The sequence below is a fragment of the Sphingobium fontiphilum genome (genome assembly GCF_014196635.1).
Lineage (GTDB): Bacteria > Pseudomonadota > Alphaproteobacteria > Sphingomonadales > Sphingomonadaceae > Sphingobium > Sphingobium fontiphilum.
This window is the reverse complement of the sequence record NZ_JACIEB010000009.1, coordinates 111,470-133,171: the sequence shown is the minus strand read 5'-3', so window position 1 is coordinate 133,171 and position 21,702 is coordinate 111,470. Positions and strand designations below refer to the sequence as shown.

Annotated in this window: 24 protein-coding genes and 1 tRNA gene; 12 read left to right on the top strand and 13 right to left on the bottom strand. The window is 64.1% G+C overall.

The window, feature by feature from the left end:
* Positions 1-3: 3 nt before the first annotated feature.
* From rdgB to rph, 3 genes are all read right to left on the bottom strand, one after another.
* Complete coding sequence (gene rdgB / locus GGR44_RS16065; protein WP_183956492.1) at positions 4-633, bottom strand: RdgB/HAM1 family non-canonical purine NTP pyrophosphatase; 630 nt, start codon at positions 631-633, stop codon at positions 4-6.
* Positions 634-643: 10 nt separating this feature from the next.
* Positions 644-931 (bottom strand): hypothetical protein, encoded by a 288-nt coding sequence (locus tag GGR44_RS16060; RefSeq protein ID WP_183956491.1) that lies wholly within the window; start codon positions 929-931, stop codon positions 644-646.
* A 133-nt stretch (positions 932-1,064) separates the two neighbouring features.
* Entirely contained in the window at positions 1,065-1,781 is a 717-nt protein-coding gene (rph, locus tag GGR44_RS16055) for a ribonuclease PH (protein WP_183956490.1), read from the bottom strand.
* A gap of 282 nt (positions 1,782-2,063) precedes the next feature.
* Here rph and acnA point away from each other — a divergent pair, with 282 nt between their 5' ends.
* Together acnA and GGR44_RS16045 are read left to right on the top strand one after the other, a co-directional pair.
* Positions 2,064-4,736 (top strand): aconitate hydratase AcnA, encoded by a 2,673-nt coding sequence (gene acnA, locus GGR44_RS16050; protein WP_183956489.1) that lies wholly within the window; start codon positions 2,064-2,066, stop codon positions 4,734-4,736.
* Between the two features lie 165 nt (positions 4,737-4,901).
* Positions 4,902-5,603: a glutamine amidotransferase gene (locus GGR44_RS16045; RefSeq protein ID WP_183956488.1), complete on the top strand. Its 702-nt coding sequence runs from the start codon at positions 4,902-4,904 to the stop codon at positions 5,601-5,603.
* 13 nt (positions 5,604-5,616) lie between these two features.
* On the opposite strand, the gene GGR44_RS16040 is transcribed toward GGR44_RS16045, so the two are convergent.
* A complete protein-coding gene (locus tag GGR44_RS16040) occupies positions 5,617-6,273 on the bottom strand; it encodes a glutathione S-transferase (RefSeq protein WP_183956487.1) in 657 nt (218 codons plus the stop codon).
* A gap of 120 nt (positions 6,274-6,393) precedes the next feature.
* On the opposite strand from GGR44_RS16040, the gene GGR44_RS16035 reads away from it, so the two are divergent.
* Positions 6,394-7,617, top strand: coding sequence for a polyhydroxyalkanoate depolymerase (locus GGR44_RS16035; protein WP_183956486.1), 1,224 nt, complete (start codon positions 6,394-6,396; stop codon positions 7,615-7,617).
* A gap of 84 nt (positions 7,618-7,701) precedes the next feature.
* Here the strand turns inward: GGR44_RS16035 and GGR44_RS16030 are convergent.
* A tRNA-Pro gene (locus GGR44_RS16030) sits at positions 7,702-7,778 on the bottom strand.
* A gap of 218 nt (positions 7,779-7,996) precedes the next feature.
* On the opposite strand from GGR44_RS16030, the gene GGR44_RS16025 reads away from it, so the two are divergent.
* From GGR44_RS16025 to GGR44_RS16015, 3 genes are read left to right on the top strand one after another with little or no spacing between them, the layout of a single operon-like run.
* Positions 7,997-8,419, top strand: a complete 423-nt coding sequence (locus GGR44_RS16025) for an iron-sulfur cluster assembly scaffold protein (RefSeq protein WP_183956485.1) — start codon at positions 7,997-7,999, stop codon at positions 8,417-8,419.
* Complete coding sequence (locus tag GGR44_RS16020) at positions 8,416-10,236, top strand: cation:proton antiporter domain-containing protein (protein WP_246344723.1); 1,821 nt, start codon at positions 8,416-8,418, stop codon at positions 10,234-10,236. The genes GGR44_RS16025 and GGR44_RS16020 overlap by 4 nt, the downstream gene beginning before the upstream one ends.
* The gene (locus GGR44_RS16015) at positions 10,233-10,559 is read left to right on the top strand and encodes a DUF423 domain-containing protein (RefSeq protein WP_183956484.1); all 327 of its coding nucleotides are present in this window, start codon (positions 10,233-10,235) and stop codon (positions 10,557-10,559) included. Before GGR44_RS16020 ends, GGR44_RS16015 begins: the two co-directional genes overlap by 4 nt.
* Here the strand turns inward: GGR44_RS16015 and aroB are convergent.
* Positions 10,544-11,659: a 3-dehydroquinate synthase gene (gene aroB, locus GGR44_RS16010; protein ID WP_183956483.1), complete on the bottom strand. Its 1,116-nt coding sequence runs from the start codon at positions 11,657-11,659 to the stop codon at positions 10,544-10,546. The two genes, GGR44_RS16015 and aroB, sit on opposite strands and share 16 nt — an antisense overlap.
* Positions 11,650-12,198 (bottom strand): shikimate kinase, encoded by a 549-nt coding sequence (locus GGR44_RS16005; protein ID WP_183956482.1) that lies wholly within the window; start codon positions 12,196-12,198, stop codon positions 11,650-11,652. The genes aroB and GGR44_RS16005 overlap by 10 nt, the downstream gene beginning before the upstream one ends.
* 78 nt (positions 12,199-12,276) lie before the next feature.
* On the opposite strand from GGR44_RS16005, the gene GGR44_RS16000 reads away from it, so the two are divergent.
* The 4 genes from GGR44_RS16000 to GGR44_RS15985 are packed head-to-tail and all read left to right on the top strand — an operon-like array spanning position 12,277 to position 16,180.
* A complete protein-coding gene (locus GGR44_RS16000; RefSeq protein WP_183956481.1) occupies positions 12,277-12,462 on the top strand; it encodes a hypothetical protein in 186 nt (61 codons plus the stop codon).
* Between the two features lie 7 nt (positions 12,463-12,469).
* Positions 12,470-14,275, top strand: a complete 1,806-nt coding sequence (locus GGR44_RS15995) for a hypothetical protein (protein ID WP_183956480.1) — start codon at positions 12,470-12,472, stop codon at positions 14,273-14,275.
* Between the two features lie 7 nt (positions 14,276-14,282).
* Complete coding sequence (locus tag GGR44_RS15990; protein WP_183956479.1) at positions 14,283-15,224, top strand: tyrosine recombinase; 942 nt, start codon at positions 14,283-14,285, stop codon at positions 15,222-15,224.
* Positions 15,225-15,235: 11 nt separating this feature from the next.
* A complete protein-coding gene (locus tag GGR44_RS15985) occupies positions 15,236-16,180 on the top strand; it encodes an acetyl-CoA carboxylase carboxyltransferase subunit alpha (protein WP_183956478.1) in 945 nt (314 codons plus the stop codon).
* A gap of 107 nt (positions 16,181-16,287) precedes the next feature.
* On the opposite strand, the gene GGR44_RS15980 is transcribed toward GGR44_RS15985, so the two are convergent.
* Together GGR44_RS15980 and GGR44_RS15975 are read right to left on the bottom strand one after the other, a co-directional pair.
* Positions 16,288-16,449, bottom strand: coding sequence for a Flp family type IVb pilin (locus tag GGR44_RS15980; RefSeq protein ID WP_056687935.1), 162 nt, complete (start codon positions 16,447-16,449; stop codon positions 16,288-16,290).
* A gap of 149 nt (positions 16,450-16,598) precedes the next feature.
* Positions 16,599-16,784, bottom strand: a complete 186-nt coding sequence (locus GGR44_RS15975) for a Flp family type IVb pilin (protein WP_183956477.1) — start codon at positions 16,782-16,784, stop codon at positions 16,599-16,601.
* 78 nt (positions 16,785-16,862) lie between these two features.
* Here GGR44_RS15975 and GGR44_RS15970 point away from each other — a divergent pair, with 78 nt between their 5' ends.
* The gene (locus tag GGR44_RS15970) at positions 16,863-17,270 is read left to right on the top strand and encodes a (deoxy)nucleoside triphosphate pyrophosphohydrolase (RefSeq protein WP_183956476.1); all 408 of its coding nucleotides are present in this window, start codon (positions 16,863-16,865) and stop codon (positions 17,268-17,270) included.
* 22 nt (positions 17,271-17,292) lie between these two features.
* Here the strand turns inward: GGR44_RS15970 and bfr are convergent, their stop codons facing one another.
* The 3 genes from bfr to GGR44_RS15955 form a co-directional block, all read right to left on the bottom strand.
* Positions 17,293-17,772, bottom strand: coding sequence for a bacterioferritin (bfr, locus tag GGR44_RS15965; protein ID WP_183956475.1), 480 nt, complete (start codon positions 17,770-17,772; stop codon positions 17,293-17,295).
* Between the two features lie 124 nt (positions 17,773-17,896).
* Positions 17,897-18,067 (bottom strand): (2Fe-2S)-binding protein, encoded by a 171-nt coding sequence (locus tag GGR44_RS15960; RefSeq protein ID WP_017182815.1) that lies wholly within the window; start codon positions 18,065-18,067, stop codon positions 17,897-17,899.
* Positions 18,068-18,126: 59 nt separating this feature from the next.
* On the bottom strand, positions 18,127-19,365 hold the full coding sequence (locus GGR44_RS15955; protein ID WP_183956474.1) for a DUF418 domain-containing protein: 1,239 nt from the start codon (positions 19,363-19,365) through the stop codon (positions 18,127-18,129).
* A 40-nt stretch (positions 19,366-19,405) separates the two neighbouring features.
* Here GGR44_RS15955 and GGR44_RS15950 point away from each other — a divergent pair, with 40 nt between their 5' ends.
* Positions 19,406-20,173: a methyltransferase domain-containing protein gene (locus tag GGR44_RS15950; protein ID WP_183956473.1), complete on the top strand. Its 768-nt coding sequence runs from the start codon at positions 19,406-19,408 to the stop codon at positions 20,171-20,173.
* 80 nt (positions 20,174-20,253) lie between these two features.
* Here the strand turns inward: GGR44_RS15950 and glnA are convergent, their stop codons facing one another.
* Entirely contained in the window at positions 20,254-21,666 is a 1,413-nt protein-coding gene (glnA, locus tag GGR44_RS15945; protein WP_183956472.1) for a type I glutamate--ammonia ligase, read from the bottom strand.
* Positions 21,667-21,702 lie beyond the last annotated feature (36 nt).

Sequence of the window (21,702 nt, the reverse complement as noted above, 5' to 3'; positions counted from 1 at the left end):
AGCCTAGAAAACCGCCTTCACCAGTTGCGCGAAGGCGTCGGCGCGGTGGCTCATCGCGTGTTTCTTCGCCGGGTCCATTTCGCCGAATGTGATGTCAAAGCCATTGGGCGCGAACATCGGATCATAGCCAAAGCCCTTGTCCCCGCGCGGCGGCCAGACGAGCGTACCGTCGACACGGCCTTCGAACGCCTCGACATGGCCGTCGGGCCAGGCGAGGGCGAGGGCGCAGATGAAATGGGCGTCATGGCCTGCGTCCGGCCCCTTTGCCTCGATCCCGTCCCAGACCTTTTGCATGGCCAGGGCGAAATCCTTGCCCGGCCCGGCCCAGCGGGCGGAGAACAGGCCGGGATCGCCGCCCAGCGCCTCGACACACAGGCCGCTGTCGTCGGCCAGCGCGGGCAGGCCAGAGAGGTCGGCCGCCTGCATCGCCTTCAGCTCCGCATTGGCGATGAAGGTGGTGCCGGTTTCCTCCGGTTCGGGCAGGTCGAGCGATCCAGCCGAAATCGGCTCTATGCCATAGGGGCCGAGCAGCGCCGCGATTTCCCGCACCTTGCCCGCATTATGGCTGGCGATCACCAGCTTGCCGGGCGTCAGTTTGCGGATCGCCTGTTCCTGTCCGAATTGGTCGGTCATCTGCTCACTCTCAGTTTTTCTCAATGTGCCAAATGGCCAGCGTCAGAATAAAGCTGGCAAGGGCAATGAAGGCCGCAGAAGCGAGCAGAAATGACAGACTACCCTCCTCGAAAACGACAACGGTCAGATAGGCTGGAATGGCGGTCAATGGAACGCCGAGCAACTGGATCGTCCAACCTTCCCAACTGATCGGCACCAACCAGAACGGCAAGCCAAAACGTCTAAACCAGGGTTTTCCGTTCCACATCATGTCGATCCATTCATCGTCATCCCGGCCCTGAGCCGGGATCCCGCTCATTGTTCCGCCAATCAAAGGGAGAGCGGGATGCCGGGTCAAGCCCGGCACGACGATATGCTAATTTCTCTGATGTCCGCGCCCGTCAACGGAAAGCAGGACCCCGGGTCAAGCCCGCAGTGACGATAGCGGTCGCTTAACGTCCCGTCACCGCGTCCTGCGCCGCGAAGATTTTCGCGCAGCCGATGCGGGCGAGGCGGAGCAGGCGGAGCAGTTCCTCCTCGTCATAGGCCGCGCCTTCGGCCGTGGCCTGCACTTCGGCGAACTTGCCGTCGCCGGTCAGGATCAGGTTGGCGTCGGTTTCGGCATTGCTGTCTTCGGCATAGTCGAGGTCGAGCACGGGCGTGCCGTTGTAGATGCCGCAACTGATCGCGGCGACATTCTGGATGATCGGGTCTTCGGCCAGGGCGCCCGACGCGATCAGCTTGTCGATGGCGATGCGCAGCGCGACGAAGCCGCCGGAAATGGAGGCGGTGCGGGTGCCGCCATCGGCCTGGATCACGTCGCAATCGACGACGATCTGGCGCTCGCCCAGTTTTTTCAGGTCAACGACCGTGCGCAGCGAGCGGCCGATGAGGCGCTGTATTTCCTGGGTGCGGCCCGACTGCTTGCCCTTGGCCGCTTCCCGGCTGCCGCGCGTATGGGTGGCGCGGGGCAACATGCCATATTCGGCCGTGACCCAGCCCGACCCCTTGCCGCGCAGGAAGGGCGGCACTTTTTCCTCCACCGACGCGGTGCACAGCACGCGCGTGTCGCCGAAGCTGACGAGGCAGCTTCCCTCGGCATGGACGGTGAAGCCGGGTTCCATGGTGATTTCGCGCATCTGGTCGGGCGCGCGGCCGGAAGGACGCATATATTTCTTCTCCCAAGCGTTCAGAACATCTGAACGGAAAGCGTGCGGCTTAGCGATGCGGCCGGCGTCTTGCCAGAGCCAAGTCGGGAAACACGGAGGAAAAGCATGGCTTCCCATTTGACTCATGGCCCCACTTCGCTATGGCGCTGCACCAACGGGACCATCCGCTTTGACCGCCGGTCGATGCGCTTTCCGTCTCCCGCTCCGACACGGGCGGGCGTCGGCACAGCGTCTCCCCCATTTGCCGCGCGGCCCGGGCACTTGCGAGGAGACGATACAGACATGACAGCCGTTGGACAGGATACGCTGGGCACGCGCGACACGCTTTCAGTCGGTGGCAAGGACATTGCCTATTATTCGCTGAAGAAGGCCGCGGCGAAGCTGGGCGACGTATCGCGCCTGCCTTTCTCGATGAAGGTGCTGCTGGAAAATCTCCTCCGTTTCGAAGATGGCGGCTTCACCGTGTCGGTGGCCGACGTTCAGGCGATCGTCGATTGGCAGAAGAACCCCACTGAATCGCAGAATGAAATCCAGTATCGCCCCGCGCGCGTGTTGTTGCAGGATTTCACCGGCGTTCCCTGCGTGGTCGACCTTGCCGCCATGCGCGACGCCATCGCCAAGCTGGGCGGCGACACCAGCAAGATCAATCCGCTGGTCCCGGTCAACCTCGTTATCGACCATTCGGTCATGGTCGACGAATTCGGTCATCCCAAAGCGTTCGAAGAGAATGTGGAGATCGAATATCACCGCAACATGGAACGCTATGACTTCCTGAAATGGGGTTCCAAAAGCCTTGCCAATTTCTACGCCGTGCCCCCGGGCACAGGCATCTGCCATCAGGTCAATCTGGAGCACATCGCACAGGCGGTATGGACCAGCACGGATGCGACCGGCGCGACCGTCGCCTATCCCGACACCTGCGTCGGCACCGACAGCCACACCACCATGATCAACGGCCTGGGCGTTCTGGGCTGGGGCGTGGGCGGCATCGAGGCTGAAGCCGCGATGCTGGGCCAGCCGGTTTCCATGCTGATCCCCGAAGTCGTCGGTTTCAAGCTGACCGGCGCGCTTCAGGAAGGCGTGACCGCGACCGACCTGGTGCTGACCTGCACCGCGATGCTGCGCAAGCATGGCGTGGTCGGCCGCTTTGTCGAATATTATGGCCCCGGCCTCGCCTCGCTCAGCCTGGCCGACCGCGCGACGCTGGCCAACATGGCGCCCGAATATGGCGCGACCTGCGGTTTCTTCGGCATTGACGACAAGACGCTGGACTATATGCGCCTGACCGGTCGCGAAGAGGACCAGATCGCCTTGGTCGAAGTCTATGCCAAGGAACAGGGTTTCTGGATCGACCCGTCGGTCGAACCGATCTTTTCGTCCACGCTGGAACTGGACATGTCGACCGTGGTGCCGACCCTCGCCGGTCCCAAGCGCCCGCAGGACAAGGTCATCCTGACCGAGGTCGACGACGTGTTCAACGCCGACATGGCCAGCGTCTACAAGAAGGAACAGGCCCGCGTTCCCGTCGAGGGCAAGGATTTCGACATTGGCGACGGCGACGTCGTGATCGCCGCCATCACCAGTTGCACCAACACGTCGAACCCCGGCGTTCTGGTCGCCGCCGGTCTGGTCGCCAAGAAGGCCGACGAATATGGCCTGAAGCCCAAGCCCTGGGTCAAGACCTCGCTGGCCCCCGGTTCGCAGGTCGTCACCGACTATCTGGTCAAGGCGGGGCTGCAATCGCACCTCGACAATGTCGGCTTCAACCTGGTCGGCTATGGCTGCACCACCTGCATCGGCAATTCGGGTCCGCTGGCCGAACCGATCAGCAAGGCGATCAACGAGAACAACCTCGTCGCGTCGGCCGTCATTTCGGGAAACCGCAATTTCGAAGGCCGCGTGTCGCCCGACGTGCGCGCCAACTTCCTGGCCAGCCCGCCGCTGGTCGTCGCCTATGCGCTCAAGGGCACGGTGATCGAGGATTTCACCACCACGCCCATCGGCACGAGCAAGGATGGCGAAGCCGTCTATCTGCGCGACATTTGGCCCACCAATGAAGAAGTCGCGACCACCATGGCCGGTTGCATGGATCGCGCCATGTTCCAGGCCCGCTATGCCGAAGTCTACAAGGGCGACAAGCACTGGCAGGCGATCAACGTCACCGGTTCGGAAACCTATCAGTGGCGCGCCGGTTCGACCTATGTCGCCAACCCGCCCTATTTCGAGGGCATGACGATGACCCCGGCGCCGGTAACCGACATCGTGGACGCCAAGCCGCTGGCGATCCTGGGCGATTCGATTACCACCGACCACATCTCGCCCGCCGGCAACATCAAGGCGGACAGCCCGGCCGGCGCCTGGCTGATGGAGCATCAGGTCGCCAAGGCCGACTTCAACAGCTATGGCGCGCGTCGCGGTCACCACGAAGTGATGATGCGCGGCACCTTCGCCAACATCCGCATCAAGAATGAAATGGTGCCCGGCATCGAAGGCGGCATGTCGCGCTATGGCGCGGAGGTCATGCCGATCTATGACGCGGCGATGAAGCACAAGGCCGACGGCACGCCGCTGGTCGTGGTCGCGGGCAAGGAATATGGCACGGGTTCGTCGCGCGACTGGGCGGCGAAGGGCACCAACCTGCTGGGCGTGCGCGCCGTCATCGTCGAGAGCTTCGAACGTATCCACCGTTCGAACCTGGTCGGCATGGGCGTGTTGCCGCTCCAGTTCAAGGATGGCGACACCCGCCTGTCGCTGGGCCTGACCGGCGACGACAGCTTCACCATTCTGGGCGTCGCTGACCTCAAGCCCCGTCAGGACGTGGAAGTGAAGGTAACAAGGCTGGACGGCAGCAGCTTCACCTTCACCGCCCTGTGCCGCATCGATACCGCCAACGAAGTTGAATATTTCAACAATGGCGGCATCCTGCAATATGTGCTGCGCAAGCTGGCTGCCTGATCGCTTCTGCCTGGCATGAAAGAGGCTCCCTCCTGCCGGAGGGGGCCTTTTTTCATGGGCGAAGCGCGCGGCGTTGTTGCGGCATCCGGGCAAAGCCGGATTTGGGACGGGGCAAGAAGGGATCGGTGGCGTTGCGCCGGGGCGCTGTTATGATCTTCCGCAGCAATGAAGAAAGCCCTGATCGTTCGTCATGTGCCGCGCGAAGGCGCCGCCGGTTATCTCCAGCCGATCGAAGCGGCCGGCTATCATATCGACCGGATCGATGTCGCCGACCCCGCTTTTGCGGGCGTCGACCTGACCGAGCCGGACCTGCTCATCATGATGGGCGGTCCGATGGGCGTTTACGAAACCGATGCTCACCCCTGGATCAAGGTGCAGATCGAAAAGCTGGCGGCGCGGTTGGCGCATGACCGGCCGACGCTGGGCGTTTGCCTGGGCAGCCAGATGATCGCGGCGGCGCTGGGCGCGCGGGTTTTTCCCGGCGGGCATTTGGAACTGGGTTTCGCGCCGGTCAGCGTCAATGATCGGGGCGCTGCCTCGCCCCTGCGCCACATCGCCGACGTGCCGGTCCTGCATTGGCATAGCGACACGTTCGACCTGCCCGAGGGCGTCGAATTGCTGGCGTCGACCGACCATTATGCCCATCAGGCCTTCCGGCGGGGCGCGAACGTGCTGGCCCTGCAATTTCATGCCGAAATGGGGGAGGATCCGCGTTTTGAGGACTGGCTGACCCATTTCTGGGCCGACCTGGACATAGCGGGGAAATGCGGCGTCGCCCTGCGCCATGACCATGACGCCCATGGCCCCGGCGCCGTGGCGGCGGGGCGGGCGATGATCGGCGAATGGCTGGCGGGGGTGAAAGGCTGACCGGGTGTCCGGATCAGAACTCGATATCGAGTTCTTCCACTTCGTCCGGCTCCGCGCGGGAAGCGTCGATCCATTCCCGCATGGGCGGCCAGTTGTTGATGGTGTCGCAATAGGCCGAACATGGGGCCGACAGCGGCACGGCATAGGTCAGGAAGCGCTGCGCCACCGGGGCGACCATCGCGTCGGCCACAGTGGGCCTGGCGCCGAACAGGAACGGGCCGCCATAACGGGTCAGGCATTCGGTCCAGATTGTCTCGATTCGCTCGATGTCCGGCTTCGCGCCAGAGAAAATCGGGAATTTTTCATGCCGCACCTTCAGATTCATCGGCAGGGCGGAGCGCAGATTTGCAAATCCGGAGTGGATCTCGCCCGAAACCGACCGGCAATGCGCCCGCGCGATTCGGTCGTCGGGATACATTCCTGCACCCGGATAAAGCTCATGCAGATATTCCGCGATCGCCAGCGTGTCCCAAACGCTGGCGCCTTCATGGGTGAGGCGCGGAACCAGCACGGAAGGCGAAAGAAGCAGCAATTCCGCGCGGTTGGCGGGATCGTCGATGTGGATCGCCTTTTCCTGCACCTTGAGCCCCGCCAGACGGCAAAGCAGCCAGCCGCGCAGCGACCAGGATGAATAGGTCTTGCTCGACAGGGTCAGCTCGGCGGCGGCCATGGGATCCTCCCTAATGGAAATGCTTGCTTTCGCGCATGATGCGACGCAGCATAGAAATGGAATTAAGGTTCGGGCACAAGTCCGAATCGTGCAAAAAATGAAAAAGGTTCGTGGGAAATTATGCAGTTGCTCTACAGCGGCTATCAGGCCTTCGAGGATCTGCTGACGCCGGCCCGATTCGCGGCAAAGATGGCGTTAGGGATGCGCGGCAGTCTGGGCCAATTCGGCGATTGGGCCATGCCCCGTCGCATGTTCGCCCTGATGGACGTGTTTCAGGGCGCCCGCCTCACGCACCATCGCCCCGCCTATAACATCCACAAGGTGATGTGCGGCAACGCCGAGGTCGCCGTGCGTGAGGAGGTTGCGCTCGACCTTCCCTTTGGCGATCTGTTGCATTTCGTGAAGGACGACGTCGCCACGCCTCAGCCGCGCGTGCTGGTCGTAGCGCCCATGTCGGGCCATTTTGCGACTTTGCTGCGCAACACGGTCGAAACGCTGTTGCAGGACCATGACGTCTACATCACCGACTGGAAAAATGCGCGCGATGTGCCCGCCAGCGCGGGCAGTTTCGGTTTCGACGATTATATGGCCTATGTGATCGCCTTCTTCCAGGAGATGGGGCCGGGCGCGCATCTGGTGTCGGTGTGCCAGCCGTGCGTGCCGGCGCTGGCCGCGGTCGCCGTGATGGCGGAGGACAAGGATCCGGCGACGCCGCGTTCGATGACGCTGATGGGCGGGCCGATCGACACCCGCGCCGCGCCGACGGTGGTTACTGAACTCGCCACCGAAAAGCCGATCGAGTGGTTTGAAGACCATCTGATCACCCGTGTGCCGATGCGCTATGCCGGTGGCGGGCGGCAGGTTTATCCCGGTTTCCTGCAACTTTCGGCTTTCATGTCGATGAACATGGAGCGCCACGGCGCGCAGCATCGCGAACTTTACCAGTTGCTGGCGGATGGCAAGGATGTCGAGGCGGACCGGATCAAGACATTCTATGCCGAATATTTCGCCGTGCTCGACATGACCAAGGAATTCTATCTGGAAACCGTTGACCGGGTCTTCCAGCGCACGTTGTTGGCGAAGGGGGAACTCCTCTATCGCGGTAATAAGGTGAACCCCGGCGCCATCCGCAAGACCGCGCTGCTCACGGTCGAGGGGGAAAAGGACGATGTCTGCGCCGTGGGCCAGACGGCGGCGGCCCATGCGCTGTGCACCGGCCTGCGCCCACATATGAAGCGCCACCATCTGCAGCCGGGGGTTGGCCATTATGGCGTATTTTCTGGCAGCAAATGGGAAAAGCAGGTCTATCCGCAGGTCCGTAACATGATCCTGGCGATGAACTGATCCTGGCGGCCGTGCGGCGTCGGTCGCGCGGCTCAGCCGTCCGCAAAGGGCGGAAAATATTTCGATTTTTCCTGCAAGAATTGTTGGTCGGGGAGAGAGGATTCGAACCTCCGGCCCCTGCCTCCCGAAGACAGTGCTCTACCAGGCTGAGCTACTCCCCGACCGATGCTGGAATCACGAAGCCGCGATCCCGCCTAGGCAGGGGGCGGTCTATAGTTGGGGGCGGGCGGGCTGGCAAGCGCCCTTGGTCAGCTTTTTTCATCAATATTCGCGGGTCTGCGGGACGTTGGCAGCGCCGCGGTCGATAAAAGTCCAAGGTTTCCGCAAAAGGGGCGGTCGCGCCTTCACCCGCCGCTGTTCATGCCCTACATGTGGGCCCATGAACTCCCCCCTCTACAACATCGAAATTTTGCGTCTGGCGACGAGCACCGCGCGGCATGAGCGTTTGGGTGATCCGCAGGCCAGCGTTGAAAAACGCTCGCCAACCTGTGGATCGCGGGTGACGGTGGATGTGCGCATGGTTGACGGGCGGCTTGCGGCGCTCGGCATGGACGTGAAGGCCTGTGCGCTGGGGCAAGCGTCGGCGGCGCTGATGGCGGCCCATGCCATCGGCATGAGCGCCCAGGAACTGGCGGATGCGCGCGACAGGCTGACGATCTGGCTGGCAAGCGGCGAGGGCGAGCCGGATTTCTGGCCGGGCCTTGCCGTCCTGTCGCCCGCGCGCGATTATCCGGCGCGCCACGCCTCCATTCGCCTCGGTTTCGAGGCGGTTGCCGAAGCCGTGCGGATGGCCGACGCATGATGGTGGCGATACAGGCGGGCGCGGCGGCGCAGGCCAGCGCCACCGACATATTGCTGAGCGAGGGCGTCATCCTGCTGGGCGCGGCTGTCGCCTTCGTCCTTTTGTTCCGCCGTTTCGGGCTGGGCGCGGTGCTGGGCTATCTGGTCGCGGGCGCATTGGTCGGGCCGCAGGGGCTGGGGCTGGTGGGCGGTGGCGAATCAAAGCTGGCCATCGCCGAAATCGGCATCGTGCTGCTGCTTTTCCTGGTCGGACTGGAACTGCATCCGACACGGCTGTGGCGGCTGAAGCGCGACATTTTCGCGCTCGGCCTGGCGCAGGTGGTTCTGTGCGGGCTGGCGCTGACCGGGCTGATCTTTTTCTCCACGGGCTTTACCTGGGGTGCGGCGATCGCGCTGGGCCTGCCGCTGGCGCTGTCGTCGACGGCGCAGGTCTTGCCGGGCCTCAAAAGCAGCGGGCGGATCAACTCGCCCTTTGGCGAGAAGGCCTTTTCGATCCTGCTGTTTCAGGATCTGTCCATCGTGCCGCTGATCACCATCGTGTCGGCGCTTTCCCGCAATCCGGCCGATGCCGGCGGGCCGCCGGGGTGGATGATGGCGGGCTATACCGTCGCCGCCATTGCGGGGCTGGTGCTGGCCGGGCGCTTCATCCTGCGGCCCTTGTTGCGGCTGGTCGGCGGGCTAGGCGAGCGGGAATTGTTCGTGGTCGTCGGCCTGTTCACCGTTCTGGCGGCCGCCGCGCTGATGCACGCGCTGCATTTGTCGACCGCGCTGGGCGCGTTCGTGGCGGGCGTGATGCTGGCCGATTCGCCCTATCGCCACGAGATTGAATCGGATGTGGAGCCGTTCCGCTCCATCCTGCTGGGGCTGTTCTTCCTGGCGGTCGGCATGGTGCTCGACCTGCGGACGGTCGCCGCCAATCCCCTGTTCGTGCTGACCATGGCGGTCATGCTGGTGGCGACGAAGGCCGTGCTGATTTCGGCGCTTGCGCGTCTGTTTGGCATGGCATGGCCGCAATCCATCGCGCTTGGGCTGTTGCTCAGCCAGGGCGGCGAATTCGGCTTCGTGCTGTTTGCGCAGGCCCAGTCCGCCTATCTGATCGCGCCACAGGCGGCCAGCCTGTTCAGCGCCATCGTCACCTTCTCCATGGCGACCACGCCGTTCCTGATGCTGTTCGCGCGGCGGCTGGAATTTGCGCGGCCCAAATCGGAAAAGGGACTGGTCGATCCCGAGCAGGCGCCACAGGGCAGCGCCATCATCGTGGGCTATGGCCGGTTCGGACAGACGGTGGCGCAGTTGTTGATGGGCCATGGCTTCGCCGTCACCCTGATCGACAAGAAGCCAGCGCAGATCGAGGTTTCCAGCCGGTTCGACATGAACGTCTATTATGGCGACGGCACCCGGATCGACCTGTTGCGGCGGGCGGGGGCCGATGAGGCGCGCCTGATCGCCTTCTGCATTGACGATCCGACGCTGGACGGTCGCCTGCTGGAGCCGATTGCGGAGGCTTTTCCGCAGGCGGCGCTGATGCTGCGCGCGTTCGACAGGCGGCAATTGCTGGCGGTGCAGACTCTGGACCTCGCCGGGGTGGTGCGCGAAGTTTATGAATCGGCTGTGGCCATGGGGGTCCAGTCGCTTCAGGTGCTGGGCGTGCCCGACGAGCAGGTCGAGGAGGTGGAGCGCCAGTATCGCGCCAATGACCGCGAGCTGCTGGACCTGCAAATCCAGCATGGCGACCTTCTGGTGGCGAAGGATCTGATGTTCCGGCCGGGCCGCGCCATGCGGCTGGTGTCGCGCGGCGAAGGAGGGGACGAGGCATGATCGCAATATGGGCCGCATTGTCGGCGGCGTTGGCGGTGGCGGCGGGCGCATTCGGCGCTCATGGCGCGGCCAGCCCGCAGGCCGCCGAATGGCTTAAAACCGGCGGCATCTATCAGTTGATCCACGCGGTCGCCGCCATCGCCATCATGAGCGTGGCGCGGGGCGCGGCGGCCATGCTGCTGGTCGGCGCGGCGATCTTTGCGGCGACGCTCTACCTGATGGCGCTGGGCGCGCCGCGCTGGCTGGGCGCGATCACGCCGATTGGCGGCAGCCTACTGATCGCCGGCTGGCTGTGGGCGGCCTGGGCCTATTGGCGGCCCTGATCGCGATCTTCATCGAGAAAACGCGCCACATCGTCCAGCGCCACATCCTTTGACAGGAAGGTCTGGCCGATGCCGCGCGCCAGCAGGAAGGGAAGGGTTCCCGCCGCCATCTTCTTGTCATGCAGCATATGGGTGACGAGCGCCGCGCCGTCGCCGGACACATGCGCGCTGGCCAGATCATGGGGCAGGCCCACGGCGCGCAGATGCGCCGTCACCCGCGCCGCGTCGGCGGGCGGGCACAGACCCAGCCGGGCGGAGTAGCGGAAGGCGAGAGCCATGCCCGCCGCCACGCCCTCGCCATGCAGCAGCGCGTCGGAAAAGCCGGTGTCCGCCTCCAGCGCATGGCCGAATGTGTGGCCAAGGTTCAGCAGCGCGCGACGGCCGCTCGTCTCCCGCTCGTCATCGGCGACGATGGCGGCCTTGGCCCGCACGCTCTTTTCGATGGCGTGCAGCCGCGCGACCGGGTCGCCCGACAGCAGATATTCGCCCTCCGCCTCGCACCATGCAAAGAAGGCGGCGTCGTCGATCAGGCCATATTTGACGACCTCGGCATAGCCCGCGCGCACTTCGCGCGGGGGCAGCGTGTCGAGCGTCGTCGGGTCGATCAGCACGAAGGCGGGCTGGTGAAACGCGCCGACCAGATTTTTGCCAGCGCCGGTGTTGATCGCTGTCTTGCCGCCGACCGAACTGTCCACTTGCGCCAGCAGGCTGGTGGGAACCTGCACGAAATGGCAGCCGCGTTTCAGGATCGCGGCGGCAAAGCCCACCAGATCGCCGATCACGCCGCCGCCCAGCGCCACGATATGGTCGCTGCGCTCGATTTCCAGCGTCAACAGCGCATCCATCAGCCCGGCAAGCTGGCTCCAGCTTTTGGTCGCTTCGCCAGCCGGCAGAACGATGGGTTCAACGGCCACGCCAGCATCGGCCAGGCTGGCGGACAGGCGCGGCAATTGCGCCGCCGCGACATGGGCGTCGGTGACGACGACCAGCCGCCCGCGCCGCGCATAGCGGGCGAGGTGCTCGCCAGCCCGGTCGAGCGCGCCATCCTCGATCAAAATATCATAGCTGCGCGCGCCCAGCGCGACCGGCACTATCGGCATTGCGACAAACTCTCCAAAATGCGTTCCACCGCCACGTCGTGCGGCGCGGCCGCGCTCTTCACATGAATGGGGGCGAGGGCGTAGACGGGGTTGCGGATCGCGGCCAGTTCGGTCAACACCACGCGCGGATCCTTGCCCTTCAGCAGCGGGCGGCCTTCGCGCCGCGACACCCGGTCAACCAGGATGTTGATGTCGGCGTCGAGCCAGACGGCGGTCGCATGGTTGAGGATCAGCCGCCTCGTCTCCTCCTGCATGAAGGCGCCGCCGCCCGTGGCGATGACGCGCGGTTCGCCATCCATCAGCCGGGCGATCACGCGCCGTTCGCCGTCCCGGAAATGCGCTTCGCCATAGCGTTCGAACATTTCCGTAATGGTCATGCCGGCGGCCTTTTCGATTTCTTCATCGGCATCGACGAAATGCAGGCCCAGCCGCGCCGCCAGCCGCCGCCCGACCGTGGATTTGCCCACGCCCATCATGCCGACCAGAACGATCGGTCCGCCTTTCCAGCCCGTTTCATGGGATTTGCTGTTTCGCTGCATGGCGAGCGGGGCTATACAGCCCATCGTCTTGAAGGCAAATCGCTAGTTTTACCGGTCGCTTCGGCCGCAGAAGGACTCATGAAAAGCAACCGCAAATTCGGATCGTTTGAAGGCGCTTCGCGGCGTCGTTCGCGCCTGCCCATCATTCCCATCGTTGTTGTGGTTATCCTGCTGGCGCTGATCGCGCTGTTGTGGTCGCGCGGCGGGGAACGTCCGCAGGCGCCGGTGGAAAAGGTGATTCCGGCCGAAAAGCTGGGCCAGTAAGCCGCCGATGCGCTGGGAACGGGGGAACTGGAAATGGATGCTGGGGTCCGCCGCACTGGCGCTGGCCCTGCCCGTCGTCGCGCAGGAAGCGCCCGAATCCCTGTTGCCGCCAGGATTTGGCGATGCGCCCGAAGCGCCGACGCCAGCGCCCGGCGCGCCGCGCCCCGCCGCCCCCGGCCAGCCGGCGCAGCTTGTGCCAACCGAAGCCGGTTCCGCGCCGCCCGTCGCGCCAACTCTTGCCGCCAACGCCGCCGGCGAGGAACTGTCCGAAGAGGAATTGGCGGCGGAACGTCAGAAATATGACCTTCCCGATGGTGCGCGCCGGTCGCTGGATCGCATCGGGCCGTTGTCGCCGCGCAGCCGGGGGCTTGCCAGCAACGCCTTTGGCACCGCGTCCGGGCCTTATCTGGCGACATTGATGAAGCAGACGCGCGCGCCGGTGCTGTCGCGCTGGGCGTCGATATTGCTGCGCCGGGCGCTGCTGTCGTCGGTCGATACGCCCGCCGGGATCGCCGCTGCTGACTGGGTGGCGGAACGCGCATGGCTGCTCCTGCGCATGGGCGAGGCGGACAGCGCCCGCCTGCTGGTGCAGAGCGTCGACGCCGATAATTTCACCCCGCGTCTCTATGCCGTGGCGATGCAGACCTATCTGGCGACGGCCGATCCGGCGGGGTTGTGTCCGCTGGCGCTGGGCGCACGCAAGGTCAGCAAGGAGCCGGCCTGGACCATGAGCGAGCCGATCTGCGCCGCGCTGTCGGGCGATCAGGGCACCGCCAGCGGATCGCTGAACCAGATTCAGCGGCGCGGCGTCATTCGCGGCGTCGATTACCGGCTGGGCGAAAAGGTTGTCGGCACGGGTTTCAACGCGCGCCGCTCGGTCAAGATCGAATGGGAGGGCGTTGATCGCCTGACCGCATGGCGCTTTGGCCTCGCCACCGCGCTCAATGTCGAGATTCCCGCGCCGCTTTACGCCACCGCAGGGTCGCATGTGCGCGCATGGGAAGCGCGCGCGCCCGCGCTGTCGGCGGCGCGGCGCGTTCCGGGGGCGGAGGTTGCGGCGCAACTGGGCGTCTTTTCCAGCGCGGCGCTCGTTGGTCTCTATGCCCAGGCCGGGACGGATGGCGACGCGCCCGCCGAGGTTGCGGACAGGATCGCGGCATTGCGTTCGGCCCATGCGGGCGCGACCGTTGGGGCGCGGATCGACGCCATGCGGCAATTATGGGGGGCGGAAGCCGCACCATCCTATCTGGGCCTGATCGCCACCGCTCGCGCCGCAGCCGCGCTGCCCGTGGCGCAGGCTGACGCGACCGACGCCGCCCGTCTGATCGCGTCCATGCTGTCGGCCGGGTATGATCGCAATGCTGCGCGCTGGGCGCGGGCGCTGGGGCAGATCAGCGGCGCGGGCAATGGCGACGCCTGGGCGCTGCTGGCGGTGGGCGCGCCGAGCGTGGCGGTCGACGTTAATGAAGGGAAGATTTCCGGCTATGCGGGCGCGGCAGGCGAGGCGAAGGCGCGTGCGGTGATCGCTGCGCTGGCCGGGCTTGCCCGTCTGACGCCCGATGTCGCGGGGCAGCTCGCGGCTGACAAGGGCTTCACTCTGGCCGCCAACAGCCGCTGGTCGCGCGCCATCGCGGCGGCGGCTGAGCGGGGCGAGCAGGGCACCGTCGCGCTGCTGGCGGCAGTCGGGATGCAGGCCAATGGCTGGGGCCAGATGTCGCCCGCCCATCTCTATCATGTCGTTGCCGCCCTCCATCGCGTCGGGCTGGACCCCGAAGCGCGGATGATCGCGGCAGAGGCGATCAGCAGGCTCTGACCGGGCGATGACCCCGGACGACCAGGCGCTGACCGACCGCTTTCTGGAAATGATGGCGGCGGAACGCGGCGCGGCGCGCAACACGTTGCTCGCCTATCGCACCGATCTGGAGCGGGCGGCGGAGGTTGTCGGGGCCTTGGGGACAGCGTCGCGCGATGACCTGGCCCGCCTTTCGGAGGCCTGGGCCAGCCTGGCGGCGTCGAGCGTGGCGCGCAAATTATCGGCTTTGCGCGCCTTCTACGCCTTTCTGGAGGAGGAAGGGTTGCGGGCGGACAATCCGGCAAGCGGCCTTGCCCGCCCCGCGACGCGCCGCCCCTTGCCCAAGGTGATGAGCGTTATTGACGTGGACAGGCTGTTCGCGGTGATCGCCGAACGCCTGTCGGTGGAGCATCCCGCGCCGCTGGACCTGCGGCTGGCGACGTTGATCGAGCTTCTTTACGGGTCAGGCCTGCGCGCGACAGAGCTTGTGTCCCTGCCCCGCAGGGCGCTGGCCGCTGACCGGCCGTTCCTGATCCTGAAAGGCAAGGGCGGGCGGGAGAGGCTGGTGCCGATTTCGGATTGCGCGCGGGCCGCCATCGGACACTGGCTGGCCCATGTGCCGACCGAATCGCCCTGGCTGTTTCCGTCGGGAAAATCGCATCTGAGCCGCATTCGCCTGTATCAGATGGTGAAGGAACTGGCCGCCGCCGCCGGCATCCGGCCGGACCGGGTCAGTCCTCATGTGCTGCGCCACGCCTTTGCCACCCATTTGCTGGAGGGTGGGGCGGATCTGCGCGCGCTGCAATCCATGCTGGGCCATGCCGACATTGGCACAACGCAGATATACACCCATGTCGACAGCCGCCGACTGGTCGATCTGGTCAACAGCCGTCATCCTCTGGCCGCCATGCGCCATGCCGGGCGTGATCGAGGCAAGGGCCACGTTGACGACACGCCTCCCGCGCCCTAACGCCATCCGCCATGGTTAGCTTTCTGGAATTTGAAAAGCCGGTCGCCGAATTGGAAGCGCGAATCGCAGAATTGCGCGCCACGGCGGGCGTGGGCGACATCGACATTGACGGCGAAATCGCCAAGCTGGAGGATCGCGCGAGCAAATTGCTGGCCGACACCTATGCGAAGCTGACGCCTTGGCAGAAGACGCAAGTCGCCCGCCATCCCGACAGGCCGCATTTCAAGGATTATGTCGCGGGTCTGTTCGACAATTTCATGCCGCTGGCCGGTGATCGCGCCTTTGCCGACGATCAGGCGATCATTGGCGGTTTTGCGACGCTGGGCGACCGCCGCCTGATGGTGATCGGCCATGAAAAGGGCGACGACACCGCCAGCCGCGTGCGCCATAATTTCGGCATGGCGAAGCCCGAGGGCTATCGCAAGGCGATCCGCCTGATGGAACTGGCCGACCGGTTCAGTCTGCCGGTTGTGACTCTGGTGGATACATCGGGCGCATTTCCGGGCATTCAGGCGGAAGAGCGGGGGCAGGCCGAGGCTATCGCCCGTTCGACGCAGGCCTGTCTGGCGCTGGGCGTGCCCATGGTCGCGGCCGTGGTGGGCGAGGGCGGATCAGGCGGCGCGGTCGCGCTGGCGGCGGCCAACCGCGTGCTGATGTTCGAACATGCCGTCTATTCGGTGATTTCGCCCGAAGGGTGCGCGTCCATCCTGTGGCGCACGGCCGACAAGGCGAGCGATGCGGCGACGGCGATGCAGGTTACGGCGCAGCATCTCAAGGCGCTGGGCGTCATCGACCGGATCGTGCCCGAACCTGTGGGCGGCGCGCATCGTCAGCCGGTGGAGGCCATCGCCAATCTGGCCGACGCCATTGCGAAGGAACTGGATGCTCTGTCGGTGATGGACGGTGCGGCCTTGCGCCGGGACCGCGCCGATAAATTCCTGGCTATCGGGGCCTGAAGCCGCGCCGGGCCGATGGCTGGGCTTCCGCATCGGCACTCATGAGAAAAGGGGCGGCGAACCATGGTCCGCCGCCCCTTTTGCTGTTCGCTTCAAGCGTTTCAGGCTTACTTCAGGTTGCCCGAGACGTTGTTGAAGGTGCTGCCCAGCTTGGTGCCCAGGCTGGTCATAGCGCCGATGGCGGCGACGGCGATCAGAGCGGCGATCAGGCCGTATTCGATCGCGGTGGCGCCCTTTTCGTTCTTCAGCATCTTACGAATGAACTGCATGTCATGTCTCCTTGATGGTAACTGTGAACCGTAATTTCCCGGCCGCCCCATTATTTGGATCAGGTCAGCAAGGGTTGATTTACGATCAGTCGGTTGAAAAAGATTTAATGGTCGGTTCGGAAGTGTAATTTTTATTTGGTTAACAGATCTTAATGGGCCAGAACCTCTGTCGATACATTGTTCCACATGCCGGTTGTCTTGTTGGCGATGTTGTTGAGCGCAGCGATGAGCGCGAGGACGATCATCGCAATGATGAGCCCATATTCGACCGCGGTCGCACCGCGTTCGCAGCGCAAAAGCGCCATTTTCTTAATCATCTGGATCATTGCGTGCATGTTCAGACCCGCCCCGGTTGCAGAACGCCCGCGACTTTGTAAAACGGGAAGGGTTAAGAAAGCCCTTCATTGGACGTCATGTCACCATCCTCACCATTGTTCGTCGTTGCCGTCGCCCTGATCGACGCCGATGGCCGCGTCCTTTTGCAGCAACGGCCTCCGGGTAAATCCATGGCGGGATTGTGGGAATTTCCGGGGGGGAAGGTGGAGCCGGGCGAAACCCCCGAAGCGGCGCTGGTGCGCGAGTTGCACGAGGAACTGGGGATCGAGACCCATGAAAGCTGTCTCGCCCCGGCGACGTTCGCCAGCGAGCCGCTGGGCGAACGGCAATTGCTGCTGCTGCTCTATGTCTGCCGCAAATGGAAAGGCGTGCCGGAAGCCCGGCACGCTACGGCGCTAACATGGGTGCGGCCCGCGCAAATGTATGCGCTCGCCATGCCGCCCGCCGATCTGCCGATGATCGGCGTACTGGACGCCTTGTTGTAAAGGCGTCCGCAAACCGGCGGGATCAATCCTCGGCCGCTTCGCTCTGCAACTGGATATAATTCTGGATGCCCATGCGTTCGATCATTTCGAACTGGGTTTCCAATGTGTCGATATGCTCTTCCTCGCTTTCGAGAATCGACTGGAAGAGGTCGCGTGACACATAATCGCGGATCTGTTCGCAATAGGCGATGGCATCCTTCAGCGGCGGCAAGGCTTCATATTCCAGTTCAAGGTCGGCCTTCAGGATTTCCTCGACGGTTTCGCCGATTTTCAGACGTCCCAGAAGCTGGAAATTGGGCAGGCCATCAAGGAACAGGATGCGCTCCGCCAGCTTGTCGGCGTGTTTCATCTCGTCGATCGATTCTTCATATTCAAACTTGGCGAGCTTCTTGACGCCCCAATGGCCCAGCATCCGGTAATGCAGGAAATACTGGTTGATCGCCGTCAGCTCATTTTTGAGCGCGTCGTTGAGGAAATCGATGACCTTGGGGTCGCCCTTCATGGTGACTGCTCCGCCTGTTGTCGTGGTTGCCCGCGACTATAGACCCTTCACGCGATGAAGTTAAGGCGGGAAGCAGCAGGAAATGGACGTAATTTCAATATGCTATTGCGAGACCTTCGCGCTTTCAGGCGGAGGCGCGTTCGGCGGCGATGATGGTGCGGGCAAAGGGGACGCACTGGCCGCATTTGGGGCGGCGGCCGAAGCGGGCATAGGCGCTGCACGGGGTGTCGGCGCCATCGCGCACGGCCTCCTTCAGATCCTTTTCCCTTATGGCATTGCAGACGCAGACAACCATCGCTTTCTCCTGCAGGCAGAGATAGCGAATTTGATAATGGGTCGCAATAGTAGAAATACCTATAGCCGCAGCTTTTGCAGCTTTCGGCTCGCCAGGCAGCGCCAGATCCATTCGGCCGGGCCGATTCGGAAACGGGCGGCCCACAGCGGGGACCACAGGAGGATGAGCGCCCATCCCGCCAGCACGAAGATCATCTGCTGCGCCAGTCCGACGCGCGCAAACAGGCCAATACCCCAGCCATAGAAGATGGCGGTCATCAGCAGTGAGGAACCCAGATAATTGGAAAGGGCGAATCGTCCGACCGTGCCCAGGCGGATGAAGGCGGCGGCGTCGGGCTGGCGTCGGAACAGCCAGAGCAGCAGCGACGCCCAGCCTACGGCCAGAGGGATGCGGAAGGGGAAAGACCAGGCGATGACGGCCCCTGTTGCCGGCAGGAGTTCAAATCCCGTCGCGATCACCCAAAGGCCGATGCCCAGCATCGGCGGGACGGCGATGAGGAAACAATGGCGCGCCGTCTGGCGATAATGTTCGCTATCCCATTGGCCCAGCAGGAAGCCGCTTTTCAACATCGCCATGCCCAGCGCCATGAAACCGAATATCTCAAATCCGGTGAAGAGCAGGCCGCGCAGCCAGTCGCTGGATAGCAGGTCGATCCTGTGGGCGATGATCGTCGGCAGGCCCGAACGGTGGATGGCGATGTCGTCTTGTATCGCTGTGCTGGCGGGATCGCTCATGCTGGCGGTGAAATCGCGCCAGCCCGCCACGGTCGCGGGTGCGGCATCGGCCGCCGTGGCGGCGCTTTGCCACAGATAAAATCCGCCGATCGTGCTCGCGACCAGCAGGAAATGGATCAGAAAGGCGATCAGCGCCCATTTAATGAGCGCCATCGGTTCGCGCGTCGTCAGCGGCAGGGCAAGAACGCCGACGATGGCGTAATAGGCCAATATGTCGCCCCACCAGAGCAGCAGATAATGGGTGAGGCCGATGACAAGCAGCCAGATGGCGCGATGGACATGGGCGCGCCACCCGTCGCGTCCGGCCATTTCCGCCTTGTCGATCGCCAGCAGCATCGACGCGCCAAACAGCATGGCGAAAAGGGCGCGCATCTTGCCGTCCACGACGACGAAGCCGACCAGCCAGACGATCTTGTCCATCGCCGAAAGCGGCCCGGCCGCTGCGGGGTTGAGATAAGCGGCGCTGGGCTGGGCGAAGGCGGTGATGTTCATCCACAATATGCCCAGCACCGCAACGCCGCGAAGCATGTCCATGGCGGCGACACGGGATGGGGTGGGGGACATGGGCTTCCTTGGGACGCTGGTTTCTGTCATGCGACTAGCCATGATTGACGGGCGCAAGCAACGGATAAGCGACAGCTTCGGCGCGGCGGCGACCGATTATGAGGCCCATGCCGGGCCGCAACGCGCCGCAGCAACGCTGGTCGCCGATCTGGCCGCGCGCCAGCACAGGCAAGGGGCGCCGCATATCTGGGAAATCGGCTGCGGCACTGGCCTGCTGACCCGGCATTTGCAGCGGCAATGGCCCGATGGACGCTTGCTGGTGACGGATATCGCGCCCGCCATGGTCGATCATGCGGCGCGCGACGCCATGATCGGCGGCACGTTCCTGGCGATGGACGGCGAGACGCCGCCTTTTGAGGGACAATGGTTCGACCTCATCCTCTCCAGTCTGGCTTTTCAGTGGTTTGACGATCTTGATGGGGCGCTCAAGCGGTTGGCGGAGTTGCTGCGGCCGGGCGGCAGCCTGATCTTTTCCACCATGGGCGAACGCAGCTTTGCGCGCTGGCGGGCGGCGCATGCGGTCTGCGGCGCGGTGGCGGCGGTTCCGGCCTATCCTTCGCTGGACCGGTTGCGCGCCAGCCTGACGGCCTTTGACGATGCCTTCGCCTTTGACGAGGATTATCCGCTCGATTGCGGCGACGCGCGCGGGCTGATCGGCCATTTGCGCGGCATTGGCGCGGTGGTGCCGCGCGATGGCGTCGCGCCGCTTGGGCCGGGTGTGATGCGGCGGGTGATGGCGGCATTCGACACGGGCGGGCAGGGCGATGGCTATCATGTCCTGTTCGGGCGGATCACCCGCCTGCGCTGATCAGGATCGGCTGCAAAAAAGAAAAACCCGGCCGCGCGATGCGCGACCGGGCTTTCCCCACGAAACGGCCGAGAAAGGGATCAGCCGCTGTAATACATGTCGAATTCGACCGGGCTGGGCGCCATTTCCCAACGATATACTTCCGGCCACTTCAGTTCCATATAGGCGTCGATCTGGTCCTTGGTGAACACGCCGCCCTTGAGCAGGAAGTCCTGGTCCTTTTCGAGCGATTCCAGCGCTTCACGCAGCGAACCGCAGACGGTCGGCACCAGCGACAGTTCGGCCGGCGGCAGATCGTAGAGGTTCTTGTCCATGGCTTCGCCGGGATGGATCTTGTTTTCGATCCCGTCGATGCCCCCCATCAGCAGCGCGGCCGTGGCGAGGTAGGAGTTGGCCAGCGGATCGGGGAAGCGGAATTCGACGCGCTTCGCCTTGGTGCCAGCGCCATAGGGGATGCGGCAGGAAGCCGAACGGTTGCGCGCCGAGTAGGCGAGCAGCACGGGGGCTTCGAAGCCGGGCACCAGACGCTTGTAGCTGTTGGTGGTCGGGTTGGTGAAGGCGTTGATCGCCTTGGCGTGCTTGATGACGCCGCCGATGAAGTAGAGGCAGGTGTCGGACAGCCCGGCATAGCCGTCGCCGGCGAAGGTGTTCTTGCCCTCGTTCCAGATCGAGATGTGGGTATGCATGCCCGACCCGTTGTCGGCCTTGATCGGCTTGGGCATGAAGGTGGCGGTCTTGCCATAGGCCTGGGCGACCATCTTCACGACATATTTGTAGATCTGGATGCGGTCGCAGGTTTCCACCAGCTTGCCGAAGGTCAGGCCCAGTTCGTGCTGCGAACCGGCGACTTCGTGGTGATGCTTGTCCATGGGCAGGCCCATTTCCATCAGCGTCGTCACCATTTCGGCGCGGATGTCGGTGGTCACGTCGACCGGGCCAACGGGGAAGTAACCGCCCTTGGCGCGCGGGCGGTGGCCCATGTTGCCGCCTTCATATTTGGTGCCGGTGTTGGTCGGCAATTCGACGTCGTCCAGCTTGTAAAAGCTCGACGAGTAGGTGTTGTCGAATTCGACGCTGTCGAACATGAAGAATTCGGGTTCCGGACCGATATAGACGGTGTCGCCCAGGCCCGTCGACTTCAGGAAGGCTTCGGCGCGCTTGGCGGTCGAGCGCGGATCGCGCGAATAGAGCGAGCCGTCTTCCGGTTCGACGATGTCGCACACCAGGATCATCATCGGCGTCGCGCTGAACGGGTCGATATAGACCGCGTCCAGATCGGGCTTGAGGATCATGTCCGATTCGTTGATTTCCTTCCAGCCCTCGATCGAGGAGCCGTCGAACATCAGGCCGTCGGTCAGCTCATTTTCGCCAATGACGCTGGCGCACATGGTCAGGTGGTGCCAAGCGCCCTTGGGATCGGTGAAGCGGACGTCGACCCACTCGATCTCCTTTTCCTCGATCATCTTGAGAATGTCTTTTGGCGTATTGGCCATGTGCGCTTGCCCTTCTCTCATGTTTCCCCCCCGAAG

Bases quoted from the DNA above. Each gene is read 5' to 3' on its own strand.
- rdgB (WP_183956492.1), bottom strand. From the start codon at position 633: ATGACCGACCAATTCGGACAGGAACAGGCGATCCGCAAACTGACGCCC.
- GGR44_RS16060 (WP_183956491.1), bottom strand. From the start codon at position 931: ATGAGCGGGATCCCGGCTCAGGGCCGGGATGACGATGAATGGATCGAC.
- rph (WP_183956490.1), bottom strand. From the start codon at position 1,781: ATGCGTCCTTCCGGCCGCGCGCCCGACCAGATGCGCGAAATCACCATG.
- acnA (WP_183956489.1), top strand. From the start codon at position 2,064: ATGACAGCCGTTGGACAGGATACGCTGGGCACGCGCGACACGCTTTCA.
- GGR44_RS16045 (WP_183956488.1), top strand. From the start codon at position 4,902: ATGAAGAAAGCCCTGATCGTTCGTCATGTGCCGCGCGAAGGCGCCGCC.
- GGR44_RS16040 (WP_183956487.1), bottom strand. From the start codon at position 6,273: ATGGCCGCCGCCGAGCTGACCCTGTCGAGCAAGACCTATTCATCCTGG.
- GGR44_RS16035 (WP_183956486.1), top strand. From the start codon at position 6,394: ATGCAGTTGCTCTACAGCGGCTATCAGGCCTTCGAGGATCTGCTGACG.
- GGR44_RS16025 (WP_183956485.1), top strand. From the start codon at position 7,997: ATGAACTCCCCCCTCTACAACATCGAAATTTTGCGTCTGGCGACGAGC.
- GGR44_RS16020 (WP_246344723.1), top strand. From the start codon at position 8,416: ATGATGGTGGCGATACAGGCGGGCGCGGCGGCGCAGGCCAGCGCCACC.
- GGR44_RS16015 (WP_183956484.1), top strand. From the start codon at position 10,233: ATGATCGCAATATGGGCCGCATTGTCGGCGGCGTTGGCGGTGGCGGCG.
- aroB (WP_183956483.1), bottom strand. From the start codon at position 11,659: ATGCCGATAGTGCCGGTCGCGCTGGGCGCGCGCAGCTATGATATTTTG.
- GGR44_RS16005 (WP_183956482.1), bottom strand. From the start codon at position 12,198: ATGCAGCGAAACAGCAAATCCCATGAAACGGGCTGGAAAGGCGGACCG.
- GGR44_RS16000 (WP_183956481.1), top strand. From the start codon at position 12,277: ATGAAAAGCAACCGCAAATTCGGATCGTTTGAAGGCGCTTCGCGGCGT.
- GGR44_RS15995 (WP_183956480.1), top strand. From the start codon at position 12,470: ATGCGCTGGGAACGGGGGAACTGGAAATGGATGCTGGGGTCCGCCGCA.
- GGR44_RS15990 (WP_183956479.1), top strand. From the start codon at position 14,283: ATGACCCCGGACGACCAGGCGCTGACCGACCGCTTTCTGGAAATGATG.
- GGR44_RS15985 (WP_183956478.1), top strand. From the start codon at position 15,236: ATGGTTAGCTTTCTGGAATTTGAAAAGCCGGTCGCCGAATTGGAAGCG.
- GGR44_RS15980 (WP_056687935.1), bottom strand. From the start codon at position 16,449: ATGCAGTTCATTCGTAAGATGCTGAAGAACGAAAAGGGCGCCACCGCG.
- GGR44_RS15975 (WP_183956477.1), bottom strand. From the start codon at position 16,784: ATGCACGCAATGATCCAGATGATTAAGAAAATGGCGCTTTTGCGCTGC.
- GGR44_RS15970 (WP_183956476.1), top strand. From the start codon at position 16,863: ATGTCACCATCCTCACCATTGTTCGTCGTTGCCGTCGCCCTGATCGAC.
- bfr (WP_183956475.1), bottom strand. From the start codon at position 17,772: ATGAAGGGCGACCCCAAGGTCATCGATTTCCTCAACGACGCGCTCAAA.
- GGR44_RS15960 (WP_017182815.1), bottom strand. From the start codon at position 18,067: ATGGTTGTCTGCGTCTGCAATGCCATAAGGGAAAAGGATCTGAAGGAG.
- GGR44_RS15955 (WP_183956474.1), bottom strand. From the start codon at position 19,365: ATGTCCCCCACCCCATCCCGTGTCGCCGCCATGGACATGCTTCGCGGC.
- GGR44_RS15950 (WP_183956473.1), top strand. From the start codon at position 19,406: ATGATTGACGGGCGCAAGCAACGGATAAGCGACAGCTTCGGCGCGGCG.
- glnA (WP_183956472.1), bottom strand. From the start codon at position 21,666: ATGGCCAATACGCCAAAAGACATTCTCAAGATGATCGAGGAAAAGGAG.